This window comes from Dactylosporangium sp. NPDC049742, from assembly GCF_040674675.1.
Lineage (GTDB): Bacteria > Actinomycetota > Actinomycetes > Mycobacteriales > Micromonosporaceae > Dactylosporangium > Dactylosporangium maewongense.
Genome location: NZ_JBFANF010000071.1, coordinates 17,868 through 37,619, shown reverse-complemented (window position 1 = coordinate 37,619; position 19,752 = coordinate 17,868). Strand labels below are relative to the sequence as shown.

Sequence of the window (19,752 nt, the reverse complement as noted above, 5' to 3'; positions counted from 1 at the left end):
GGGTGAGCGCCGGTGTGACGCCCGCGGAGAACGCTTGTCGGGTGGGCGGTGCTTCCATCCACGCTCCGAGCCGACATCGGAGGCGCGATGACAACCGCGATGACAGCTCTGTACAGCGAGCCGACGTTCCTGCACGGGCTCAAACTCGTCGTCCTGGCCGAACTCGAGATCGCCGGACGCCCGGAGCAGTCCGCCGGCGTGCCGCTCGACGAGCTCCTGTTCGAACGGGTGGACGCCGACCGCTACGAACTCGGCCTGCACGGCCTCCTCGACGCGGTCGTCGCCCTCGAGCGAAGGTGACCACACCAGCTGATCGGCGGAGTTCCGTCAGACCCCGCGCCGAGGCGGCGGCTGCCGGCGCCGAGCAGGTTTGGCCCTCCGCGAACCGGTGAGAACGCAGCGGTGTTGTCGAACCAGGCCCGGCCGGTCGTGCAGGCCACGCTTCCCGTCGTCGGCCAGCACATCGGGGAGATCGCGGACCGCTTCTACGCCCACATGTTCGCCGCCCGGCCGGACCTGGAGGACGGGCTGTTCAATCGCGGCAACCAGGCGGAGGGCTCGCAGCCCAAGGCCCTGGCGGGGTCGGTGGCGGTGTTCGCCTCGACGCTGCTGGAGGACCCGCTGCGGCCGCCGGGCCGGCTGCTGACGCGTATCTCGCACAAGCACGCGTCGCTGGGCATCCGGCCCGAGCAGTACGGCATCGTGCACGAGCACCTGATGTGGGCGATCGGCGACGTCCTCGGCGATGCCGTCACCCCGGACGTGGCGGCGGCCTGGGACGAGGTGTACTGGCTGATGGCCTACGCCCTGATCAACCAGGAGCGCGGCCTGTACAGCGCCCGCGGCGTCACCCCCGAGCGGGTGTGGCGGCAGTGGCGGGTCGCCGGCAAGTACCGCGAGACCGCCGACGTCATGGGCTTCGTGCTGCGCCGCACCGACGACCGGCCCGTCAGGACGTCGCTGCCGGGGCAGTACGTCAGCGTCAACCTCCGCATGCCCGACGGCGTGCGCCAGCCGCGCCAGTACAGCCTGACCCGCGCCGACGACGGCGAGCACCGCTACTTCGCGGTCAAGCGGGTCCACGGCGGCGGTAAGCCCGACGGCGAGGTGTCCAACCTCCTGCACGACGGCGTCCAGGTCGGCGACGAGATCGCCATGAGCGTCCCCTACGGCGACGTGGTCCTGGACGACTCCGGCCGGCCGGTCGTCTTCGCCAGCGCCGGCATCGGCATCACCCCGATGGCCGGCATGCTCTCCCACCTCGTCGCCGCCGGCTCCCGCATGCACGTCACCCTGCTGCACGCCGACACCGACGAAGAGTCCTTCCCGCTGCGCCGGCAGGTCGCCGGGGACCTGTCCCGCCTGCCCTCGTCGGTGCTGCACGTGTGGTACGAGCAGGGCCCGCACACCGACCTGCCGGGCGCGGGCGTCTCGGCCGGCATGATGGACGTCTCGCGGATCCCGCTGCCCGACGGCGCCGTCTTCTACCTGTGCGGCCCGCTGCCGTTCCTGCAGAGCGTGCGCAGCCAGCTGATCGACCGCGGCGTGCCGGCCCGCGACATCCAGTACGAGATGTTCGGCCCCGACCTGTGGCAGGCCGACACCGAATGACCTTCGCGGAGGTCAGCCGATGGTGTGGCCGCCGTTGACGGTCAGGCGGTCGCCGGTGATGAAGGCGCCCTCGTCCGAGAGCAGGAAACGCACCGCGCCGGCGACGTCGGACGGGTGGCCGATGCGCCGCAGCGGGACCTCGGCGGCGTACGAGTCCAGCGCCGTGGAGGGCACGTCGGCGTGGCGTTCGACGGGGATCCAGCCGGGGGCGACGACGTTGACGGTGATGCCGTGCGGGCCGAGCTCGCGGGCCCAGGTGCGGGCCAGACCGACCTGGGCCGCCTTCGCCGCCACGTACGCGGACCAGCCGGGCAGGGCGCGGTCGACCATGTCGGAGCCGACCAGCACGACCCGGCCGCGGCCGGCGGCGCGCATCGCGGGCAGGGCGGCCTGGACGAGCAGGGTCGGGCTCTTCACGAAGAACAGCAGCTGGCCGAGGTGGTCGTCCCAGGTGAGGTCCTCGACGGGGACCGTGGGCTGCGGACCGGTGGCGTTGGCGACGACGGCGGTGACCGGGCCGAGCCGGGCGGTGACGGCCGCGACGAGCGCGGCGACGGAGGACTCGTCGGTGACGTCGGCCTCGAAGGCCTCGGCGGTGCCGCCGGCGGCGCGGATGTCCGCGACGACCGCCGCGGCGGGTGCGGCGCCGTGCCGGTAGTTGACCGCGACGGCCCAGCTGCCGGCCGCGAGCGTCCGGGCGATCGTCGCGCCCAGGCCGCGGGACGCGCCGGTCACCAGTACCACACCCGCTGCCGTCACGGCGTGAACCTACACGTCGGCGGTCAGCTCGGCGAGGGTGGCGTTGGTGGAGCGCACGGCCGACAGGTAGGCCATGGCCATGTCCTCGGTGCCGGTCGTCTGGGTGGGCAGGCTGCCGGCCGGGGGCATCTCCGCGGACGGGGTCATGTACGCGCGGGCCGTGGCGAGCACGTCGCCGAGCGGGCCGCGGCCGGTGGTGAGGGCGTCGACGAGGACCGGGTCCAGCGGCAGCCCGTGCACCATGCGGTCGGCGGGCTCGTCGTAGAGGTCGGCGAGCGCCGAGAGCAGCCCGCCGATGTACGCGACGTCGCCGGGCACCCCCGCGGTGCCGGCCAGGAACTGGCTGAACCGGGCCCGGACGAGGACGTCGCTGAGCTGCTCGGGGTCGGCCTCGGTGAGGTCGGCGACGAGCATGAGGGTCACCCACTGCCGGATCCGGTCGAGGCCGAGCACGACGACGGTGTCGCGGACCGACGACACGGTCCGGTTGAGCCCGAGCGCGGCGGAGTTGGTGGCGCGCAGCAGCCGCAGCGTGAGCGCCGCGTCCTCGGCGACGAGCGCGGCGATCTCGTCGATGTCGGCGTCCTCGGCGGTGAGCGCCTGCAGCATCCGCAGCCGGGTCAGCCGCGCCGGGGCGAGCGTGACCGTCGAGTTGATGTGCGGGCGGCCCAGGATGTTGCCCTGGAAGAGCTCGAACCCGAGCGTGAACGCCAGGCGCAGCGCGTCGGGGGTCTCCAGGCGCTCGGCGACCAGCCGCAGGTGCCCGAAGCGGCGGCACTCGGCGACGGCGGCGCGGACCTCGGGCTCCGACGCGTGCAGCATGTCGATCTTCACGTAGGTGGCGAGGGGCAGCAGCGGCTCGTGGCCGCCGCCGGGCACGAAGTCGTCGAGGGCGACGGTGTACCCCTGCTCGACGAGCGCGGTGACGCCGTCGACGACCTCGTCGTCGACGGTGGTGGACTCCAGGATCTCCAGGACGGCCTGGCTGCCGTCGAACGGCAGCGGCAGGCGGCCGGTGAGGAAGTCGCGGGTCAGGTTGACGAAGCACAGCCGGTCGCCGGTCAGCTCCCTGATCCCGAACTCGGTGAACGCCGCGACCAGCACGCGGGCGGTGGCGACGGAGTCGCTGCGGTCGGCGCCCGTCGCGGTCGTCCGGGCCCGGAACAGCAGCTCGCCGGCGACCATGACGCCGTCCCGGTCGTAGATCGGCTGCCGGGCGACGTGCACGACATGATCGGTGTCCGGTCCCCTGAATGCCCCCGTGCGCTCCCTCACCCCGCCATGATCTACCCAAAACCAGGTCGAATGGTGCTGAACGGCATATATACCCTCACCTTCGGCGAGTGACGGCAGGGGTACGGTGGAGGCCGGCAGGCCGGAGGTCGAAAGGCGGGGTGGTGGGGATGCGGGCGTCGCTGACCCACGACGCGTTCTTCTACGACACCGACGAGGGGTTCACCGGCGGGCTCGTGCCGTTCGTCCGCGACGGCCTGCGCAGCGACCACGCCGTCGTCGCGGCCGTCACCGACGCCAATGCGGACCTGCTGCGCGACGCGCTCGGCCGCGACGCCGCCAGGGTGACGTTCATGGACCGCGACGGCTGCTTCCGGCGGCCGGCGAGCACCGTCGCCGGCTGGCGGAAGCTGCTCGCCGACGCGGCCAGCCGCGGGCACGACGCGGTCCGGATCATCGGCGAGGCCGGATCCGGGCCGCCGGCGCGGCACGTGACCTGGGCGCGGTTCGAGTCGGCGGTCAACGAGGTGCTCGCCGACGCCCCGGCCTGGATCGTCTGCCCGTATGACACGCGCGTGCTGCCGCACGAGGTGCTCGCCGACGCCCGGCGCACCCATCCCGGCAGCGACACGTACCGGCCGCCGGCGGAGTTCCTCGGCGCGGTGCCCGAGCCGGTCCCGCCCGTGGACGGCCCGCCCGCCGCGGTGACGCCCCTCGGCGACAGCGTGGCCGAGGCCCGCCACCTCGTCGGCCGGATCGCCACCGCGCACGGCTGGGCCGGCACCGACCGGCTCGACGAGCTGCTGCTGGTCACCAGCGAGATCGCCGCCAACGCCGTGCTGTACGGGGGCGCCCGCCGCGAGGTGCGGGTCTGGGTCACGCCGCAGGGCATGGTCTGCGAGGTCGGCGACGACGGGCCCGGCCCGTCCGACCCGCTCGCCGGCTACCGCCCGCCGGACGACCGGCTGCTCGGCGGCCGCGGCATGTGGATCGCCCAGCAGCTGTCCGAGGCGTTCGCCGTCACCCACCACGACGGTTGGACCCGGGTGCGGTTCATGCTGTCACACCCGTAGGCGACCGGGCTGTCGCACTCGTAGCTGACCGGGCTGTCGCACCCGGAGGTGACCGGGCGGGAAACTGGAAGCGAAATCCCGCCTGAGCAGGGCTTCTTTCGTGGTGGGGCGCACCGGGCGGCGTGACGATCGAGAGTGTGACCGAAACCACCGTGGTCCTCGTTCTGGTGATCGTGACGGCGCTCGGGTTCGACTTCACGAACGGGTTCCACGACACCGCCAACGCGATGGCGACCTCCATCGCCACCCGTGCCCTGCGGCCGAAGGTCGCGGTGCTCCTGTCCGGCGTCCTGAACCTGGTCGGTGCGTTCCTGTCCGTCGAGGTCGCCCTGACCGTGAGCAACGCGGTCGTGAAGATCCAGAACTCCAACGGCACACCGAAACAGGACCTCGTCGCCGACGGCGGCGCCGCGCTGCTGCTGATCATCCTGGCCGGGCTGGTCGGCGGCATCGTGTGGAACCTGCTGACCTGGCTGCTCGGCCTGCCGTCCAGCTCGTCGCACGCGCTCTTCGGCGGGCTCATCGGCGCCACGATCGCCGGGCTCGGCTGGTCCGGCGTCAACTGGAACGGCGACGGCAGCAAGCTCGACGGTGTCATCGGCAAGGTCGTCCTGCCGGCCGTCATGTCGCCGGTGATCGCCGGGGCCGTCGCCGCCACCGGCACCTGGCTGATCTACCGGATCACCACCGGCGTCGACCAGCGCTTCACCGACAACGGCTTCCGCTGGGGGCAGATCGGCAGCGCCTCGCTGGTCTCGCTCGCCCACGGCACCAACGACGCCCAGAAGACCATGGGGGTCATCACCCTGGCGCTGATCGCGACGGGGGCGTGGACGGACACGACGAACATCCCGTTCTGGGTCAAGGCCGCCTGCGCGCTGGCGATCGCGCTCGGCACCGCTCTCGGCGGCTGGCGCATCATCCGTACCGTCGGCAAGGGCCTGGTCGAGATCTCCCCGCCGCAGGGGCTCGCCGCCGAGTCCGCGTCCGCGGCGGTCATCCTGGCCTCCAGCCATCTCGGGTTCGCGCTGTCGACCACCCACGTCGCGACCGGTTCGATCCTCGGCAGCGGCGTCGGGCGGCCCGGCGCGCTGGTGCGCTGGGCGGTGGCCGGGCGGATGGTCGCGGCCTGGCTCATCACGCTGCCCGCCGCCGCGGTCGTCGGCGCGCTCATGTGGTGGCTCGGCAACGGCATCGGCGGCCTCGCCGGCGCGGTCACCATCTTCGTGCTCCTCCTCGCCGCCGCCGCGTTCATGTACCTGCGGTCCCGCCGGGCGCCGGTCGACCACACCAACGTCAACGACGACTGGGACGTCCGGCGCGAGCTCGCCGACGCGGACCGCTGAGAGAGGACCGCGAGATGCACAACCTCGGATTCGCGCTCGAGGCGGCCTGGCGGGTCCTGCTGGCCGGCCTGATCCTGGGCGCCGGCCTGCCGGCCCTGTTCGCGCTCGGCGTGCGGTCGCTCGCGTACGGCGCGGGCGGCCCGGGCCGGGCACCGCGCCCGCTGGGCACCGCCGGCGGCTACCTCTGCTTCGCGGTCGTGCTGCTCGGCGTCGCGCTGGGCATCACGTTCATCGTCGCGTCGGGCTTCGGCAAGGAGCTCAGCTTCGAGCACGTCTACCCGACCGTCGTGGACAAGTGAGAGGACACCATGGGTGAGCCCAGCTCGAACTTCCTGACCCGCACCGTGGAGTGGCTGCGGGCCGGCTACCCGTCCGGCGTGCCCCGCCAGGACTACGTCGCGCTGCTCGGGCTGCTGCGCCGCAAGCTGACCGACGACGAGATCCACAGGATCGCCCGGGCGCTCGCCGAGGAGTCGCAGCGCACCGCCGACCCGATCGGCACCGCCGACATCGAGAGCATGATCAACGACTCCGTGCTGCAGGCGGCGTCCGCCGAGGACGTCGCCCGGGTGTCGGCGCGCCTGGCCGCCGTCGGCTGGCCACTGGCGGATCCGCCGGCAGACTGAGCGTGTTCACCTGGCGGATCGACGCGCGCCATAGCTTCAGCGGATGCGACGACTCATTGTCCTGGCGGCGGCCGCGGTGCCGCTGCTGCTGGTCCCCACGGCCGCCCACGCGGCGCCGTCCCTGAAGACGGTGACCGCGGCCGTGGAGACCCCGCCCCTCTACGACGACGAGGCCGGCGGCGACGCCGACGCCGACGACCCGGCCATCTGGGTCAACGAGCGCGACCGCGGCGCGAGCCGGGTGCTGGCCACCGCCAAGAACGGTGGTCTTCGCGTATACGACCTCGCGGGCCGCGAACGGCAGGCGATCGCCACCCCGCCCGCGCCCGGCGAGGACGACGCCGCCGGCCGGTTCAACAACGTCGACCTGGTGCCCGGGTTCCGGCTCGGCGGCCGCACCACCGACCTGGCCGTCGTCACCGACCGGGGCCGCGACCAGCTACGCTTCTACCGCATCGACCCGGCCACCGGCACCCTCACCGACGTGACCGCGCCCGGCGTGCCGTTCGCGTTCAGCACCGACCAGGCGCAGGTCAACGAGCAGCGCACCGCCTACGGCCTGGCCACGTTCCGCGACTTCGACGGCACCGCGTACGCCGTCGTCAGCCGCCGCAGCACCGCCGAGGTCGGCCTGTTCCAGCTCGTCGCGACCGGCGGCACCGTCACCTACCGGCGGGTGGACCTGCTGACGCTGCCGTCGACGTTCCGGCTGCCGGACGGCTCGGCCTGGTCGCCGTGCGCCGACCCCGGCGACGGCCCGCAGGTGGAGGGCAGCGTCGTGGACCCGACGACCCGGATCGCGTACCTGGCGCAGGAGACCGTCGGCCTGTGGCGGATCCCGGTGTGGGGCGGCCGGTTCCGCGGCGCGCCGCAGTCCGTGGAGCGGACCCGCGAGTTCGGCGTCCCGGCCCGGTTCGACGAGGCCGAGGACGACTGCGTCGTCGACTACGCCGCCGACCCCGGCTACGGCGGCCGCATCGCCGCGGACGTCGAGGGCCTCACCATCCTGCAGACCGGCGCGCTCACCGGCACCCTGCTCGTGTCGAGCCAGGGCGACGACACCTTCTACACCTACGACCGGCTGACCCTGCGCCCGACCGGCCACTTCGCGGTCGTCTCCGGCGCCCGCACCGACGGCTCCGAAGGCTGCGACGGCGCCGCCGTGACCGCGACCCCGCTGCCCGGCTTCCCGCACGGCCTGCTCGTCGTGCACGACGGCTCGGACACGCCGGTGTCCGGCGACCGGGAGAGCACCAACTTCAAGTTCCTCGACGCCGGCTTCCTGCGCCAGCGCTGACCCGGCCATGACCACGAGGACCTCCAGCCCGCCGGCCTCACCGGTCCCCTGGAGGTCCTCTCGCCGGCCACCCCACCGGCTGCCCCTTCGACGCCCCGCGAGGACACTTCCGCCGCCGCGACGCAGCGAGTGGCGTGTTTGATCGGGGATGATGTTGTGATGACCAGTCACGACGGACGTCAGTTGACGGCCAGTGGCATCACTGTCTGGCCGAATTGATGGCCGTGCGTAGCCGTCCGCTGATGTACTTCGGGGTCGATCGGCACGACCCGGCGCTCCCCGGACAGGTTCTGCGTTGGGCGGTCCACCAGGCCGCGGCCGATCCTCAGAGCCTGGTCTCCCGGGTCGATGTCGTGATCGAATCGGACCTGGTGTTCTCCGTGCGGGACAACGGCGTGGGTCTTTCCGTCGATCGGATTCGGCCACAGCGGGAGCCGTGGGTGGCCGAGGCGTTGACCGCATTCTTCGGTCCCGGGCCATGCCCGGCAGGCACGGGTCTGGCCATGGTGACGGCCCTGTGCACCGCGGTCGTCGCGGATGTCTGGCGGGACGGGCGGCATTACCGGCAGTGGGCCGACTGGCGATATCCACCCCCGCAGCTGCAGGTGCTCGACGAAACCGAGGAACACGGCACCGAGGTCCTCGCCCACCTTGACGGCGCGTACTTCGGTCCCCACGCGCGGCTGCCCCTCGACCCGGCCGAACTGCTGTCCGACCCCTCCGGAGACCTCACCCTGCCGAGCGACGTCGACGTGACCGTGGTCGATCGGCGTCGCGTCCGAGCCGCCGACACCGACGCCTGACGCTGCCGCGACGACGGTCTGGACATCCTCGCCGGCGAACCGTTCCAGTGCGTGGATGACGGCGTTCTTCGACGATCGCGGTCCCGGTGCACTTCGAGGCTTCGGCCTCACGGTGGTGTCAGAGCGCCCGGATGTAGTGGCGGATCGGTTCGCCGTGCTCGTCGGTGGTGGTGCGGCCCGACAGGGTCCAGCCGAGGCGGCGGTACAGGCGGTCGGCCCGCGCGTTGCTCTGCTGCGTCCACAGCTGCGCCTGGGTGTAGCCGAGCCCGCGGGCCTCGGCCTGCGCGCGGGTGACGACGGCGGCGCCGAGGCCGAGCCCCCAGCGGGACGGGTCGACGGCGACCATCGTGACGTGGGCCAGCCCCGGGATCGGGTCGCCGGCGCCGTCCCGCGCGAGGGCCTGCACGACCACGGTCATCGCGGCCGGCTCACCCTCTGCCTCCGCCACCACCAGCAGCGACCCGGTTCCCGCCAGCATCCGCAGGGTCCTCGCCTCCGCCGTTGCCTCGGTCTGGTGCCCGGCCCCGGCAGCGGCGCGGCGGGCGGCGTCCGCGGCGGCCCACAGCCGGGCGACGACCGGCGCGTCCAGCGGTCCCCCGACACGTGTCGTCAGCATCCGTTCACGCTACCCGGCGCCGCGGCGCCGGGCGTGCCGCCGATGTGCGCGAATCCCGCGGCGGGGTCTGCCCGTCCGGCCGTGCCCCGCCGCCCCCGTTGCGTGCTCAGGTCGCGTGCTTCAGGCAGGTGGGTAGGTGAAGAAGACGGTGCTCACGGTCGTGCCGTTCCAGCTGGCGGTGACGGTGACGGTGGTCCACGGCGCGATGTCCGCGGCGACCGCGACCGGGAACCAGGCCGTCGCCCGGTCCGCCGGCACGGTCACCGTCGCGGGCACGCTCACGCCCGGCATGTCGCTGCTGAGCGTCACGACGGCGCCGGCCGGGTGCGCCGCCCGGCCCACGCCGAGCAGCCACGGCGCGGTCTGCCCGAGCGGCAGGCTGCCGTTGAACGACAGCGCGTCCGGCGCGACGACGGCACCGGCGAAGGCGCGCGACGTGCCGAGGTCGGCGGACGGCTGCGCGAGCACGGGCCGCTCCGCCCGGGCCCGCAGGCGCACCTTCGCCTGGGACCGGCCGGCCGGCACGACGACCCACAGGTCGTCGAGGGCCAGCGCGCCGTACTCGTAGGTGCTGTTCGGCCACAGCGCCACGGCGATGCCGCCGGGCGGGGCCGGCCGCAGCAGCTCCACGGTGCCGTCCACCGCGTCGCCGTCGACGACCTCGGTGGCGTTCACCCGGAACGCGGTGACCGCCTGCCGGGCCGGGTCGAGCGCCCGGACCTTGACCTGGGCGACCTTGGTGAGGTTGTGTCCGAGGGTCTGCGCCGACAGGTCGAGCGTGAAGGTGGCGTCCGGCGCGCCGACGTGGAACGGGAACGTCACGCTGCGCCGGCCGGCGGCGATGTGGACGCTGCCGCCGGTGGTGAAGTTGTAGATCCGGTCGCCGTGCACCCACACCGTCACGCCGCCCGCAGGCGCCGGCGCGTTGAGGGTGGTTGATCCACGATGTCCTCGGTTCGTAAGAAGTCAGCCGGCACCGGTCTCCGGCGGGCGGTCGTGCAGCGCCGCGGCGGTGAGGGCGGCGTCCAGCAGGCGGGCGTGCTCGGGGACCGCCGGGTCCAGACCGGTCATCGTGGTGATGCGGTGCAGGCGGTAGTCGAGCGTGTTGCGGTGGATGTGCAGGTCCAGCGCGGTCTGCCGGCGGTTGTGCCCGTGCGCGACGAAGCTGCGCAGCGTGTCGAGCAGGTACGGGTGCCCGCGCAGCGGGTCGAGCTTCGCCGCCAGCCGCCGCAGGCCCGGCCCGGGACGGGAGAGCTGGTACTCCACGAGGACGTCGTCCAGGCGGTACACGCCGGACGTGCGGCCGATCCGGGTCACCAGGTCCATCACCTCGCGCGCCTCGGCGGCCGCGGCCGGGATGCCGGCGGGCGTGTCCGCCGCCGCCGCGGCCGCGAGCACGGTGCTCGACAGCGCCTCACCCAGGCCCGCGGTCATCGACGCCGCGGTGACGCCGTCGGGCAGCAGCACGATGCCGGCGACGTGGTCGGCGAGGACGGGCGTGCCCGCGTGCGCGTCGAGGGCGACCTGCACGAGCCGGTCCGGCGGGCGGGGCGCGAACCGCACCAGCAGCACCGTGTGCCGCTGCCCGACCTCGACCCTGACGTCCTGCGCGAGGGCCGCGACGACATGGAACGGCTGCCCGTGCAGCAGCGCGGCGAGCAGCTCCCGCCGGGCCCGCGCCGACTCGCCCCGCAGGTCCTCCTGCGCCTGCAGGTGCGCGACGACGACGGCGGGCATCATGCCGGCCAGGCCGTCCAGCAGCAGCGCGCCGGCGGCGGGCAGCTCCGCGGGGGCGGCGACGGCCGACAGCGTGCGCCACCAGGTGCGGGCGCCGATGAGGTACGCCGCGAGCGCCGCCTCCAGCGGGACGTGGTCCCGGGCCCGGCGGGCGGACAGCTCCACCACCCAGGTCAGGTCGCCGGGCCGCAGCGCCTCCTCGTCGCGAAGCATCCTCAGCAGAAGGCCCAAGACGGTGCCGACCGACTCGCGGACCGGGCCGTCCAGGACCTCGGCCGGCAGCCCCCGGTAGAACGGCACGTCGGCGGCGCATCCGGCGACGATCTCACCGGTCAGCCCGGCGAGCCTGGGCGCCATCCGGTCGTGCAGGTCCCGCATGCCGGCATCGTCACATCGCCCAAACCCGCGCGTCAATCATTGCCGCAAGTGCGCACAGACACCGGCCGCGGCCGGCGCGACGATTCGAGGACCCCCAACCAACGAGGAGGCACGATGTCTCACCGTTACGGCCTCGCCGCGCTGCTGTGCGTGGCCGCGCTGCTGGTCCCCGCTCGACCGGCCGCCGCCGCGGACGCCTGGGACGCGCCCGGCCCCTATGCGACCGCCGTCCAGGTCGGTGTCGTCAACACCCTGTACTACCCGCGCGACATCGCCACCAGCCCCCGCCGGCACCCGGTGATCGTGTGGGGCAACGGCACCGGCGCCGTCCCGCTCGTCTACCGTGACCTGCTGCTGTACTGGGCGAGCCACGGCTTCATCGTCTCCGCCGCGAACACGCCCACCTCCAACCTCGGCGTCTCGATGCGCCTCGGCATCGACGCCCTCGCCCAGGCCGACGCCGACCCCGGCAGCGTCTTCCACCACCACGTCGACCTCGCCCACATCGGCGCGTCCGGCCACTCCCAGGGCGGCGCCGCGGCGATCGTCGTCGGCGCCGACCCGCGCATCGACGCGATCCTGCCGATCCAGCCCGGCCCCCTCGCCGACATCGACGCCGTGCACGTCCCCGCGCTGCTGCTCGCCGGCCAGTTCGACAGCATCGTGTTCCCGGCGCTGGTGAAGGCGTTCTACAACGACGCGGACCACATCCCGGCGATCTACGCTGAGCTGCGGGGCGCCGACCACTTCACCGTCGTCGGCGACCCGGGCCCGTTCGCCGCGCCGACGACCGCCTGGTTCCGGTTCCAGCTCATGGGCGACACCGCCGCCGGCGCCGAGTTCACCGGTCCACGCTGCGGCATCTGTACCGACACCCGCACCTTCTCCGACGTCCGCCGTAACGCCCTCGCCCCGTAACCCCGCACAGTTCGGAGGAACCACACCACATGGACAGCGTCGAGATCCCCACGCCGGACGGCCCGCTGCACGCCCTGCGGTCCGGCTCGCAGGACCCGGCGGCGCCGGTCGTGCTCGCCGCCCACGGCATCACCGCCTCGGCGATGGCGTTCGCGGCGCTGGCCCGTGCCCTGCCCGCCGGCTGGACGCTGCTCGCCGTGGACCTGCGCGGCCGGGGACGCAGCAACGGGCTCCCCGGCCCGTTCGGCATGGACCGCCACGCCGATGACCTCGCCACCGCCGCCCGCCACCTCGGCCGGCCCGTCGTCCTCGCCGGCCAGTCGATGGGCGCCTACGCCGCGCTGCGGGCCGCGGTCCGGGAGCCCGGCCTGTACCGGCGCCTCGTGCTCATCGACGGCGGCCTGCCGCTGCCCGTCCCGCCCGGCGCGGACCCCGACGCGGTCCTGGAGGCGACGCTGGGCCCGGCGATCACCCGCCTGAGGATGACGTTCCCGACCGAGGACGCCTACGTCGACGTGTTCCGCAACCACCCGGCGCTCGCCGCGGACTGGAGCGCCGACCTCGACGCGTACGCCCGCTACGACGCCACCGGCGACCCCGGCGCGATCCGCTCCCGGGTGTCCCCGGCCGCCGTGGCGGAGGACGGCCGCGACCTGCTCGTCAACGCCGGCAGCTTCGGCGACGACCTGCGCGCGCTGCGCCTGCCGGCCGACCTGCTGCACGCCCCGCGCGGCATGTTCGGCCAGGAGCCCGGCCTGCTCCCGCAGCCCGTGGTCGACCACTGGACCGCGCAGACCGCCCTGCGCGCCGAGCTTGTCCCCGGCTGCAACCACTACACGATCCTCACCACCCCCCGGGCCACCGCGAGGCTCGCCGAGGTCCTCACCGCCCAGTGACGACCGGAGCGCCGCGACGGCGCGGACCGTCTGGTCCGCGCCGTCGCCCTGTTCCTGAAGTTGCCTGGCCGAAGTCCCTCGTCGGGCCGCTACACGTGGTGGCCGCGGCGGGCGTAGAGGCCCGCGACCAGCCACACGCCGGCCGCGGCCAGCGCGACCTGGATGAGGAGCTCGATCCAGTCGATACCCGCGGTGTTGGCCACGCCGATCGCACCGGCGATGGCGGTGCCGATCAGGGCGGCGACGATGCCGATGACGATGGTCAGCCAGACCGGGATGTGCTGCTTGCCGGGCACGACCAGGCGCCCGAGCACGCCGATGATCAGGCCGATGATGAGCGCGGAGATGATGCCGCCGACAGCCATCTGATGCCTCCAGATTTGCGGGGTTGCGCTACGTCGGCGTACGTGCCCGGCAGGAGGAGCTACCAAACCGCCTGCGGCTGACCCGGCCGCTCATTCCTGCGGTCCGGGTTCGTATCCTCGGCAGATGGCGTCACTGCGGCGAACAGCGCCGGGTCGGACCGCCACAGCTCGGCAGCGAAGGTGTCGACATGGCGAGCGGCGGGTGGCGACGTCGACCAGGACCTCGCGTCGATGGTGGCCGCGTCGGCGGACCACCGACGTGCGGGGCGCTGGTCGGCGTGCCACCATCGTTGCGGCGCATCGACGATGCCCGACGTCGCCACGGGTGCCGGGTCCAGTTGCAGACTGTTGGCAATGTGGTGTGGAGCACCGGAGTTCATCGCGCCGGCGCGGGGGCCGGACGGCGCGGGGGAAGGAGCCGCAATGACTGATCCGTGGTTCCTTCCGCCGCCGATCGACCCGGTCCGGTCCGCCGCGACGGTCCGGGACCGCGACCGGCTCCGGGCCGTCGCCGCGACGGGGCTGGGGGACGCGCCGCACCGCCGGTTCGACACGATCGCCGAGCAGGTCCGCGCCAAGCTCCGCACGCCGGTCGCCCTGGTGGTGCTCGTCGAGGTGCACCGCCAGATCTTCCCGGGCGCGGCCGGGCTCCCCGAGCTGTGGCAACACAGCCGCCAGACGGCGCTGACGCACTCGTTCTGCCAGTACGTCGTCGGCACCGACGACCGGCTCGTCGTGCGCGACGCCCGCCGTCATCCGCTGCTGCACACCAACGACGCGATCCGCGACCTCGGTGTCGTGGCCTACGCCGGCACCCCGATCACCTCCCGCGACGGACAGGTCCTCGGTGCCCTGTGCGCCATCGACAACCAGCCCAGAGACTGGACCTCGGAGGAACTCGCCGACCTCGACGCCCTGGCCACCGACTGCAGCGCGGCCCTGCACGCGCTCTCCCACGCCACGGCGACGCACCGCCCGCCACCGCCGGACGAGCGTTCCGGCAGCGACGGCCGCGACAGCGACACCAGTCAGGACGGTCCGGCCCGCGACGGACTGTGGTCGACCGCGGGACTGCCCAGCGGCCTGGTGTTCGACGGCCGGCCGCCGCTACGGACCACGGCCACGTTCCTGGTCAGCTCCGCGCGGCTGCACGGCGAACCCGTCGCCGTCGGTTTCCGTCTCGTCGACACCGACGCGGCACGCCGCAGCCTGCACCGCCACATCGACGTGGCCCGGGCGTTCGACCGCCACCGGCCGCCCGTCGTCGTCGGCATGTACCGCTGGAGCGACGACGACCGCGTCCTCATCCTCACCCGCGCCATCGGTGACCCGCTCCGCGACGGCCCGGACACCGTCAGCGATCTCGACATCGAGCAGGTCCGCCGGATCATCCACACCGCCGCCCTGCTGTCCACCTGGCGGCCACCCGGCGACGCGCTGCAGCGCTGGCACGTCGACTACGAGCGCAGCATCGCCGCGCACCACCGCGCCGGGCACCTCACCGACGACGACGCCCGCCGCACCCTCGCCCTCCTGCGACGCTGCGACGACGTCCGCACCTTCACCCACGGCAACCTCGTGCCCCACAACATCCAGCAGCTGCCCTCCGGCCGGCTCGGCCTGCTCGACTTCGGCGCCGCCGGTATGTACCTCACCGGCCTCGACCTCGCCACGCTCTACCTCACCACCGCCCATGACCCCGAAGCCCGCCGCGAACTGCGCAACCGCGTCACCGACGCCGACATCCTGGATCCCTTCACCGTCAACCTGATGCTCGCCACCGCCCGCATGGCCGCCCACCACCACCCGACCGCGCCCAGCGCGGTCCTCGCCCGCCGCCGCGACGCCCTGATCCGCGGCCGCCGCACCGCCCGGCGGCTGCTCGCCGCCCTCACCGACGCGTGAGCGGCCCCTGGCGTGCGCGCGAGAGCCGCGGCGCGGGTGCGGATGGTTCAAGATGGGGTGGTGATCGTGCCTGCCGTGTCGACGGTTGACTACCACACGGCCGGGGAGCCGTTCCGGATCGTGGCGGCGCCACCGGTGGCGCTGCCCGGGGAGAGCGTCGCGGAGCGGCGGGTGCGGGCGATCGACAGCCCCGACGCGCAGCGGCTGCGGGAGCTGCTGTGCTTCGAGCCGCGGGGGCACGCCGACATGTACGGCGGGTTCGTCGTGCCGGCCGACGACGACGGGGCGCACCTGGGGGTGCTGTTCTGGCACAAGGACGGGTTCTCCACCGCGTGCGGGCACGGGACGATCGCGCTCGGGGTGTGGGCGGTGGACACCGGGATCGTCGAGGCGCCGCGCGACGGCACGGTGGACGTGGTCATCGACGTGCCGTCGGGCCGGGTCACGGCGCGGGTGCACCGGGAGGCCGGGCGGAGCGTGGCCGTCGACTTCGTCAACGTGGCGAGCTACGTCATCGCCCGGGACGTGCCGCTCAGCACGTCCCGGGGCGAGCTCGCGGTGACCGTCAGCTACGGCGGGGCGATCTACGCCTGCGTCGACGCGGCGACCGCCGGGCTGCGCGTCGACCCGGGCCACTACCAGGACCTGATCGCGCTGGGGCGGGAGGTGAAGTGGGCGCTCAACGACAGCCCGCACGCCGTGCACCCCAGCGACCCGCGGCTCAGCGGCGTGTACGGCACGATCCTGTTCGAGGACCTGGGGGTGGCCGACGGCCAGGTGCACCAGCGCAACGTCACCGTGTTCGCGGACGGGGAGGTCGACCGGTCGCCCTGCGGGTCGGGCACCTGCGCCCGGCTCGCCGTGCTCGCCGAACGGGACGGCGCGGTGACGCTGCGGCACGAGTCCATCGTCGGGTCCGTGTTCGCCGGCACGGTGGTCGCCGCCACCACGATCGACGGGCGGGCGGCGGTCATCCCGCAGGTGACGGGGATGGCGTACCGGACGGGTGAGCACACGTTCGTCGTCGACCCCGCCGACCCCCTCGTCCCCGGGTTCGTGCTGCGGTGACCGGCCCGCTGGTCCTCGACGCCGACGCCGTCCGGGACGCGTGCGACCCCGCCACGGCCGTCGCCGCGATCACCGCCGCGCTGCAGGCCGGCCTCGACCCGGCCGCCGACCCGCCCCGGCACGCCGTCGCCATGCAGGCGGGCCAGTTCCTGCTCATGCCGTCGGAGGCGACCGGCACCCACGCCGGCATCAAGGTGGCGACCGTCGCGCCCGGCAACCCGGCCCGGGGGCTGCCCCGCGTCCAGGCGTCCTACCTGCTGTTCGACGCCGAGTCGCTGGGCCTGGTCGCGGTGCTGGACGGCACGGCACTGACGACGCTGCGCACGCCTGCGGTGTCCGTCGCCGCCGTCCTGCCGCGGCTGCGGGCGATGCCGGATCCGCTGCGGGTGGCGGTGTTCGGGGCGGGGCCGCAGGCGCACGGGCACGCCGAGACCCTCGCCGCGGTGCTCCCCGTCGCGACCGTCACGCATCTCACCCGCGGCCGTACGGGCGACCGGCCGGCCGAGGACGTGCTGCGCGAGGCCGACGTCGTCGTCTGCGCCACGACCGCGCGGGAGCCGCTCTTCGACGCCGGCCTGATCCGCGACACGGCGACCGTCATCGCCGTCGGCTCGCACGAGCCCGACGCCCGCGAGGTGCCGTCCGAGCTGTGCGCCCGGACGACGGTCGTCGTCGAGGACGCCGCCACCGCCCTGCGCGAGGCCGGCGACGTCGGCATGGCCGTACACGAGCGGCGACTGCGGCCCGAGGACCTGATCGCGATGCGTGACGTCGTCACCGGCCGCGCCCACCCGCCCGCCGACCGGCCGCTGCTGTTCAAGAGCGTCGGCATGGCCTGGCAGGACCTCGTCACCGCGGAGGCCGTCCTGGCCGCCGTCAATGCGCGTTCGCGGCGCGACCCTCGGTGACCAGCAGCACGACGGTGCTGTCCGGGGCGGCCCGCAGCGACCGCAGCGCGGCGAGGGGTGCGGCGCCGCACGGGCCGGCGTCGACGCCGTGGGCGGACAGGTCGCGCATCGCCGCGGCGGCCTGGGCGTCGGTGACGGTGGTGCACGCGTCGAGGCCGCCGCGGATGTACGGCCATGCGAGGCTCGACACGGTGCCGCAGTTGAGCCCGGCCATGCTGGTCGTGCCGGTCGCGACGGTGACCGGGTGGCCGGCGGCGACGCTCGCCAGGACGCACGCGGCGGAGTCCGGCTCGACGCTCACCACCGCCGTGCCGGGCTCGGCGGTGCGGCTGCGGTAGTGGGTGAGCGCGGCCTGCAGCAGCGAGCCGACGCCGGCGGGGACGACGACCAGGTCGGGCCGGACGGGCAGCTCCGCGAACAGGGTGGAGTACCCGTCGACGATCCACCCCGGCACGTCCTCGTAGCCGTCCCACGCCATGTCCTGCACGAGCAGCCGATCCCCGCCGTCCCTGCCGGCCGTGGCGGCGGAGGCGGCGGCGACGGCCGTGTCGTAGTCGCCGGGGACGTGGGTGACGTCGGCGCCCTCGTCGCGGATCGCCCGCACCGCCGCCGGGTGCACGCCATCGGGCACGTAGACGGCGGCGCGGTGGCCGAACTGCCGGGCGAAGCGGGCGACGGCGCGGCCGTGGTTGCCGTCCGTCGCGGTGACGATCGTCGCCTGCCCCGCACCGCGCCGTGCGCGCAGCGCCCGGTGGATCGCCCAGGACGCGCCGAGCGCCTTGAACGCCGGCAGCCCCAACCGCGTCGACTCGTCCTTGGCGTAGACCCGGGCGACACCGGCCGCGGCGGCCAGCTCGGGCAGCTCGGTGAGCGGGGTCGGGGCGTACCCGGGAAGCCGTCGGTGGAAGTCCAGCACCTCGGCGGGTGCGGGCTCGCAGCGCCAGGCCGGGTCGCGGAGCGGGTTCGCGGCCGTCATGCGGCGGTGGGCAGCGCGGTGCGGACCAGGTTGACGTAGTACGCGACGCCGGTGCTCAGGACATCGTCGTTGAAGTCGTAGTCGGCGCTGTGCAGCGACGGGCCGTCGGCGCCGTTGCCGAGCAGTGCGAAGCAGCCGGGCACCTGGTTGCTGAACGCGCCGAAGTCCTCGCTGGCGGTCCACGGCGGGGTGTCGCCGTCCACGCGGTCCGCGCCGACGGTGAGCCGGGCCGCGGTCAGCGCGGTCGCCACGGCGGCGGGGTCGTTGACGGTCGGCTCGAACTCGTGCGTGTACGTGACCTCGGCCGTCGCGCCGTGCGCGGCGCAGATCCCGTCGGCGAGCTGCCGGATGCGCTGCTCCAGCATCGCCTGTACGTCCGGCGTGAAGCTGCGCGTGTCGCCCCGGATCACGGCCCGGGAGGGGATCGCGTTGCGGGCCCCGTCGGTGGTGATCTCCGTGCACGACACGACGGCCGGGTCGGTCGGGTCGAGGTTGCGCGCCACGATCGTCTGCAGCGCCAGGACGAGCTGCGCGGCGACCACGATCGGGTCGACGACCATCTGCGGCCGGGCCGCGTGCCCGCCCCGCCCGGCGATGCGGATCTCGAAGTTGTCCTCGCTGGCCATCAGCCCGCCGGCCCGGGTGGCGAGGCCGCCGGCGGGGTGCCCCGGCATGTTGTGCAGCCCGAAGATCGCGTCGACGGGGAACCGCTCGAACAGCCCGTCGGCGATCATCGCCTTCGCGCCGCGGCCGTGCTCCTCGTCGGGCTGGAACACGAAGTGCACGGTCCCGTCGATCCCGGCCCCGGCCCCGGCCAGCGACCGGGCCGCGCCGAGCAGCATCGCCATGTGGCCGTCGTGCCCGCAGGCGTGCATGACGCCGTCGTGCTCGGACCGGTACGCGCGCTCGCCGCGCTCCGTCAGCGGGATGCCGTCCATGTCGGCCCGCAGCGCGATCGCGCCGTCGCCCGTGCCGGACCGCAGCGTGGCGACCAGGCCGGTGCCGCCGACGCCGCGGGTGACCTCCAGGCCCATCCCGTCCAGCGCCGCGGCCAGGTAGTCACTGGTGCGGTGCTCCCGGAAGCCGAGCTCCGGGATGCGGTGCAGGTCGTGCCGCCACTGCCGCAGTTGCGCGTTGAACTCCACCGGTCCAGCTTCGGCGCCGCATGACACATTCGTCCAGTGGATCTTCGGTTCTGCCGACGGTTCGGGGTGCCGGGTGCTCGAGCTGCGAGGAG

The 19,752-nt window shown here is 74.1% G+C and carries 21 protein-coding genes; 13 read left to right on the top strand and 8 right to left on the bottom strand.

Annotation, left to right across the window (positions count from 1 at the left end):
- Nucleotides 1-99: 99 nt before the first annotated feature.
- Complete coding sequence (locus AB0J72_RS49465) at nucleotides 100-300, top strand: hypothetical protein (protein WP_363413064.1); 201 nt, start codon at nucleotides 100-102, stop codon at nucleotides 298-300.
- A 102-nt stretch (nucleotides 301-402) separates the two neighbouring features.
- Nucleotides 403-1,611, top strand: coding sequence for a globin domain-containing protein (locus AB0J72_RS49460; RefSeq protein ID WP_363413063.1), 1,209 nt, complete (start codon nucleotides 403-405; stop codon nucleotides 1,609-1,611).
- Nucleotides 1,612-1,623: 12 nt separating this feature from the next.
- Here AB0J72_RS49460 and AB0J72_RS49455 read toward each other — a convergent pair whose 3' ends face one another.
- Both AB0J72_RS49455 and AB0J72_RS49450 read right to left on the bottom strand, forming a co-directional pair.
- Nucleotides 1,624-2,370 (bottom strand): SDR family oxidoreductase, encoded by a 747-nt coding sequence (locus tag AB0J72_RS49455; protein WP_363413061.1) that lies wholly within the window; start codon nucleotides 2,368-2,370, stop codon nucleotides 1,624-1,626.
- A gap of 9 nt (nucleotides 2,371-2,379) precedes the next feature.
- Complete coding sequence (locus AB0J72_RS49450; protein ID WP_363413059.1) at nucleotides 2,380-3,645, bottom strand: HDOD domain-containing protein; 1,266 nt, start codon at nucleotides 3,643-3,645, stop codon at nucleotides 2,380-2,382.
- 128 nt (nucleotides 3,646-3,773) lie between these two features.
- Between AB0J72_RS49450 and AB0J72_RS49445 the strand changes: the two genes are divergently transcribed.
- The 6 genes from AB0J72_RS49445 (at nucleotide 3,774) to AB0J72_RS49420 (ending at nucleotide 8,748) form a co-directional block, all read left to right on the top strand.
- Nucleotides 3,774-4,676, top strand: coding sequence for an anti-sigma factor RsbA family regulatory protein (locus AB0J72_RS49445; RefSeq protein WP_363413057.1), 903 nt, complete (start codon nucleotides 3,774-3,776; stop codon nucleotides 4,674-4,676).
- A gap of 137 nt (nucleotides 4,677-4,813) precedes the next feature.
- Complete coding sequence (locus AB0J72_RS49440; RefSeq protein WP_363413055.1) at nucleotides 4,814-6,022, top strand: inorganic phosphate transporter; 1,209 nt, start codon at nucleotides 4,814-4,816, stop codon at nucleotides 6,020-6,022.
- Between the two features lie 14 nt (nucleotides 6,023-6,036).
- Complete coding sequence (locus tag AB0J72_RS49435) at nucleotides 6,037-6,321, top strand: hypothetical protein (RefSeq protein WP_363413053.1); 285 nt, start codon at nucleotides 6,037-6,039, stop codon at nucleotides 6,319-6,321.
- A gap of 9 nt (nucleotides 6,322-6,330) precedes the next feature.
- Nucleotides 6,331-6,648, top strand: a complete 318-nt coding sequence (locus AB0J72_RS49430; RefSeq protein ID WP_363413051.1) for a DUF3349 domain-containing protein — start codon at nucleotides 6,331-6,333, stop codon at nucleotides 6,646-6,648.
- A gap of 43 nt (nucleotides 6,649-6,691) precedes the next feature.
- The gene (locus AB0J72_RS49425; RefSeq protein ID WP_363413049.1) at nucleotides 6,692-7,945 is read left to right on the top strand and encodes a phytase; all 1,254 of its coding nucleotides are present in this window, start codon (nucleotides 6,692-6,694) and stop codon (nucleotides 7,943-7,945) included.
- Nucleotides 7,946-8,448: 503 nt separating this feature from the next.
- Nucleotides 8,449-8,748 carry a hypothetical protein gene (locus tag AB0J72_RS49420; protein ID WP_363413047.1) on the top strand — a complete coding sequence of 100 codons (300 nt, stop codon included), beginning with the start codon at nucleotides 8,449-8,451 and terminating at the stop codon, nucleotides 8,746-8,748.
- Nucleotides 8,749-8,866: 118 nt separating this feature from the next.
- On the opposite strand, the gene AB0J72_RS49415 is transcribed toward AB0J72_RS49420, so the two are convergent.
- The 3 genes from AB0J72_RS49415 to AB0J72_RS49405 form a co-directional block, all read right to left on the bottom strand.
- On the bottom strand, nucleotides 8,867-9,364 hold the full coding sequence (locus AB0J72_RS49415) for a GNAT family N-acetyltransferase (protein ID WP_363413045.1): 498 nt from the start codon (nucleotides 9,362-9,364) through the stop codon (nucleotides 8,867-8,869).
- A 120-nt stretch (nucleotides 9,365-9,484) separates the two neighbouring features.
- Complete coding sequence (locus tag AB0J72_RS49410; protein WP_363413043.1) at nucleotides 9,485-10,267, bottom strand: hypothetical protein; 783 nt, start codon at nucleotides 10,265-10,267, stop codon at nucleotides 9,485-9,487.
- A gap of 63 nt (nucleotides 10,268-10,330) precedes the next feature.
- Nucleotides 10,331-11,479 carry a helix-turn-helix domain-containing protein gene (locus tag AB0J72_RS49405; RefSeq protein WP_363413041.1) on the bottom strand — a complete coding sequence of 383 codons (1,149 nt, stop codon included), beginning with the start codon at nucleotides 11,477-11,479 and terminating at the stop codon, nucleotides 10,331-10,333.
- Between the two features lie 114 nt (nucleotides 11,480-11,593).
- Here AB0J72_RS49405 and AB0J72_RS49400 point away from each other — a divergent pair, with 114 nt between their 5' ends.
- The gene (locus AB0J72_RS49400; protein ID WP_363413039.1) at nucleotides 11,594-12,397 is read left to right on the top strand and encodes a hypothetical protein; all 804 of its coding nucleotides are present in this window, start codon (nucleotides 11,594-11,596) and stop codon (nucleotides 12,395-12,397) included.
- Between the two features lie 29 nt (nucleotides 12,398-12,426).
- Entirely contained in the window at nucleotides 12,427-13,293 is an 867-nt protein-coding gene (locus AB0J72_RS49395) for an alpha/beta hydrolase (RefSeq protein ID WP_363413037.1), read from the top strand.
- Nucleotides 13,294-13,382: 89 nt separating this feature from the next.
- On the opposite strand, the gene AB0J72_RS49390 is transcribed toward AB0J72_RS49395, so the two are convergent.
- Nucleotides 13,383-13,658, bottom strand: a complete 276-nt coding sequence (locus tag AB0J72_RS49390) for a GlsB/YeaQ/YmgE family stress response membrane protein (protein ID WP_363413035.1) — start codon at nucleotides 13,656-13,658, stop codon at nucleotides 13,383-13,385.
- 423 nt (nucleotides 13,659-14,081) lie between these two features.
- On the opposite strand from AB0J72_RS49390, the gene AB0J72_RS49385 reads away from it, so the two are divergent.
- From AB0J72_RS49385 to AB0J72_RS49375, 3 genes are all read left to right on the top strand, one after another.
- The gene (locus tag AB0J72_RS49385) at nucleotides 14,082-15,563 is read left to right on the top strand and encodes a GAF domain-containing protein (RefSeq protein WP_363413033.1); all 1,482 of its coding nucleotides are present in this window, start codon (nucleotides 14,082-14,084) and stop codon (nucleotides 15,561-15,563) included.
- 75 nt (nucleotides 15,564-15,638) lie between these two features.
- Nucleotides 15,639-16,631, top strand: a complete 993-nt coding sequence (locus AB0J72_RS49380) for a proline racemase family protein (protein WP_363413031.1) — start codon at nucleotides 15,639-15,641, stop codon at nucleotides 16,629-16,631.
- Nucleotides 16,628-17,539, top strand: coding sequence for an ornithine cyclodeaminase family protein (locus AB0J72_RS49375; RefSeq protein ID WP_363413029.1), 912 nt, complete (start codon nucleotides 16,628-16,630; stop codon nucleotides 17,537-17,539). Before AB0J72_RS49380 ends, AB0J72_RS49375 begins: the two co-directional genes overlap by 4 nt.
- Here the strand turns inward: AB0J72_RS49375 and AB0J72_RS49370 are convergent.
- Entirely contained in the window at nucleotides 17,508-18,515 is a 1,008-nt protein-coding gene (locus AB0J72_RS49370; protein WP_363413027.1) for a pyridoxal-phosphate dependent enzyme, read from the bottom strand. The genes AB0J72_RS49375 and AB0J72_RS49370 overlap by 32 nt on opposite strands.
- Complete coding sequence (locus AB0J72_RS49365) at nucleotides 18,512-19,660, bottom strand: M20 aminoacylase family protein (protein ID WP_363413025.1); 1,149 nt, start codon at nucleotides 19,658-19,660, stop codon at nucleotides 18,512-18,514. The genes AB0J72_RS49370 and AB0J72_RS49365 overlap by 4 nt, the downstream gene beginning before the upstream one ends.
- Nucleotides 19,661-19,752 lie beyond the last annotated feature (92 nt).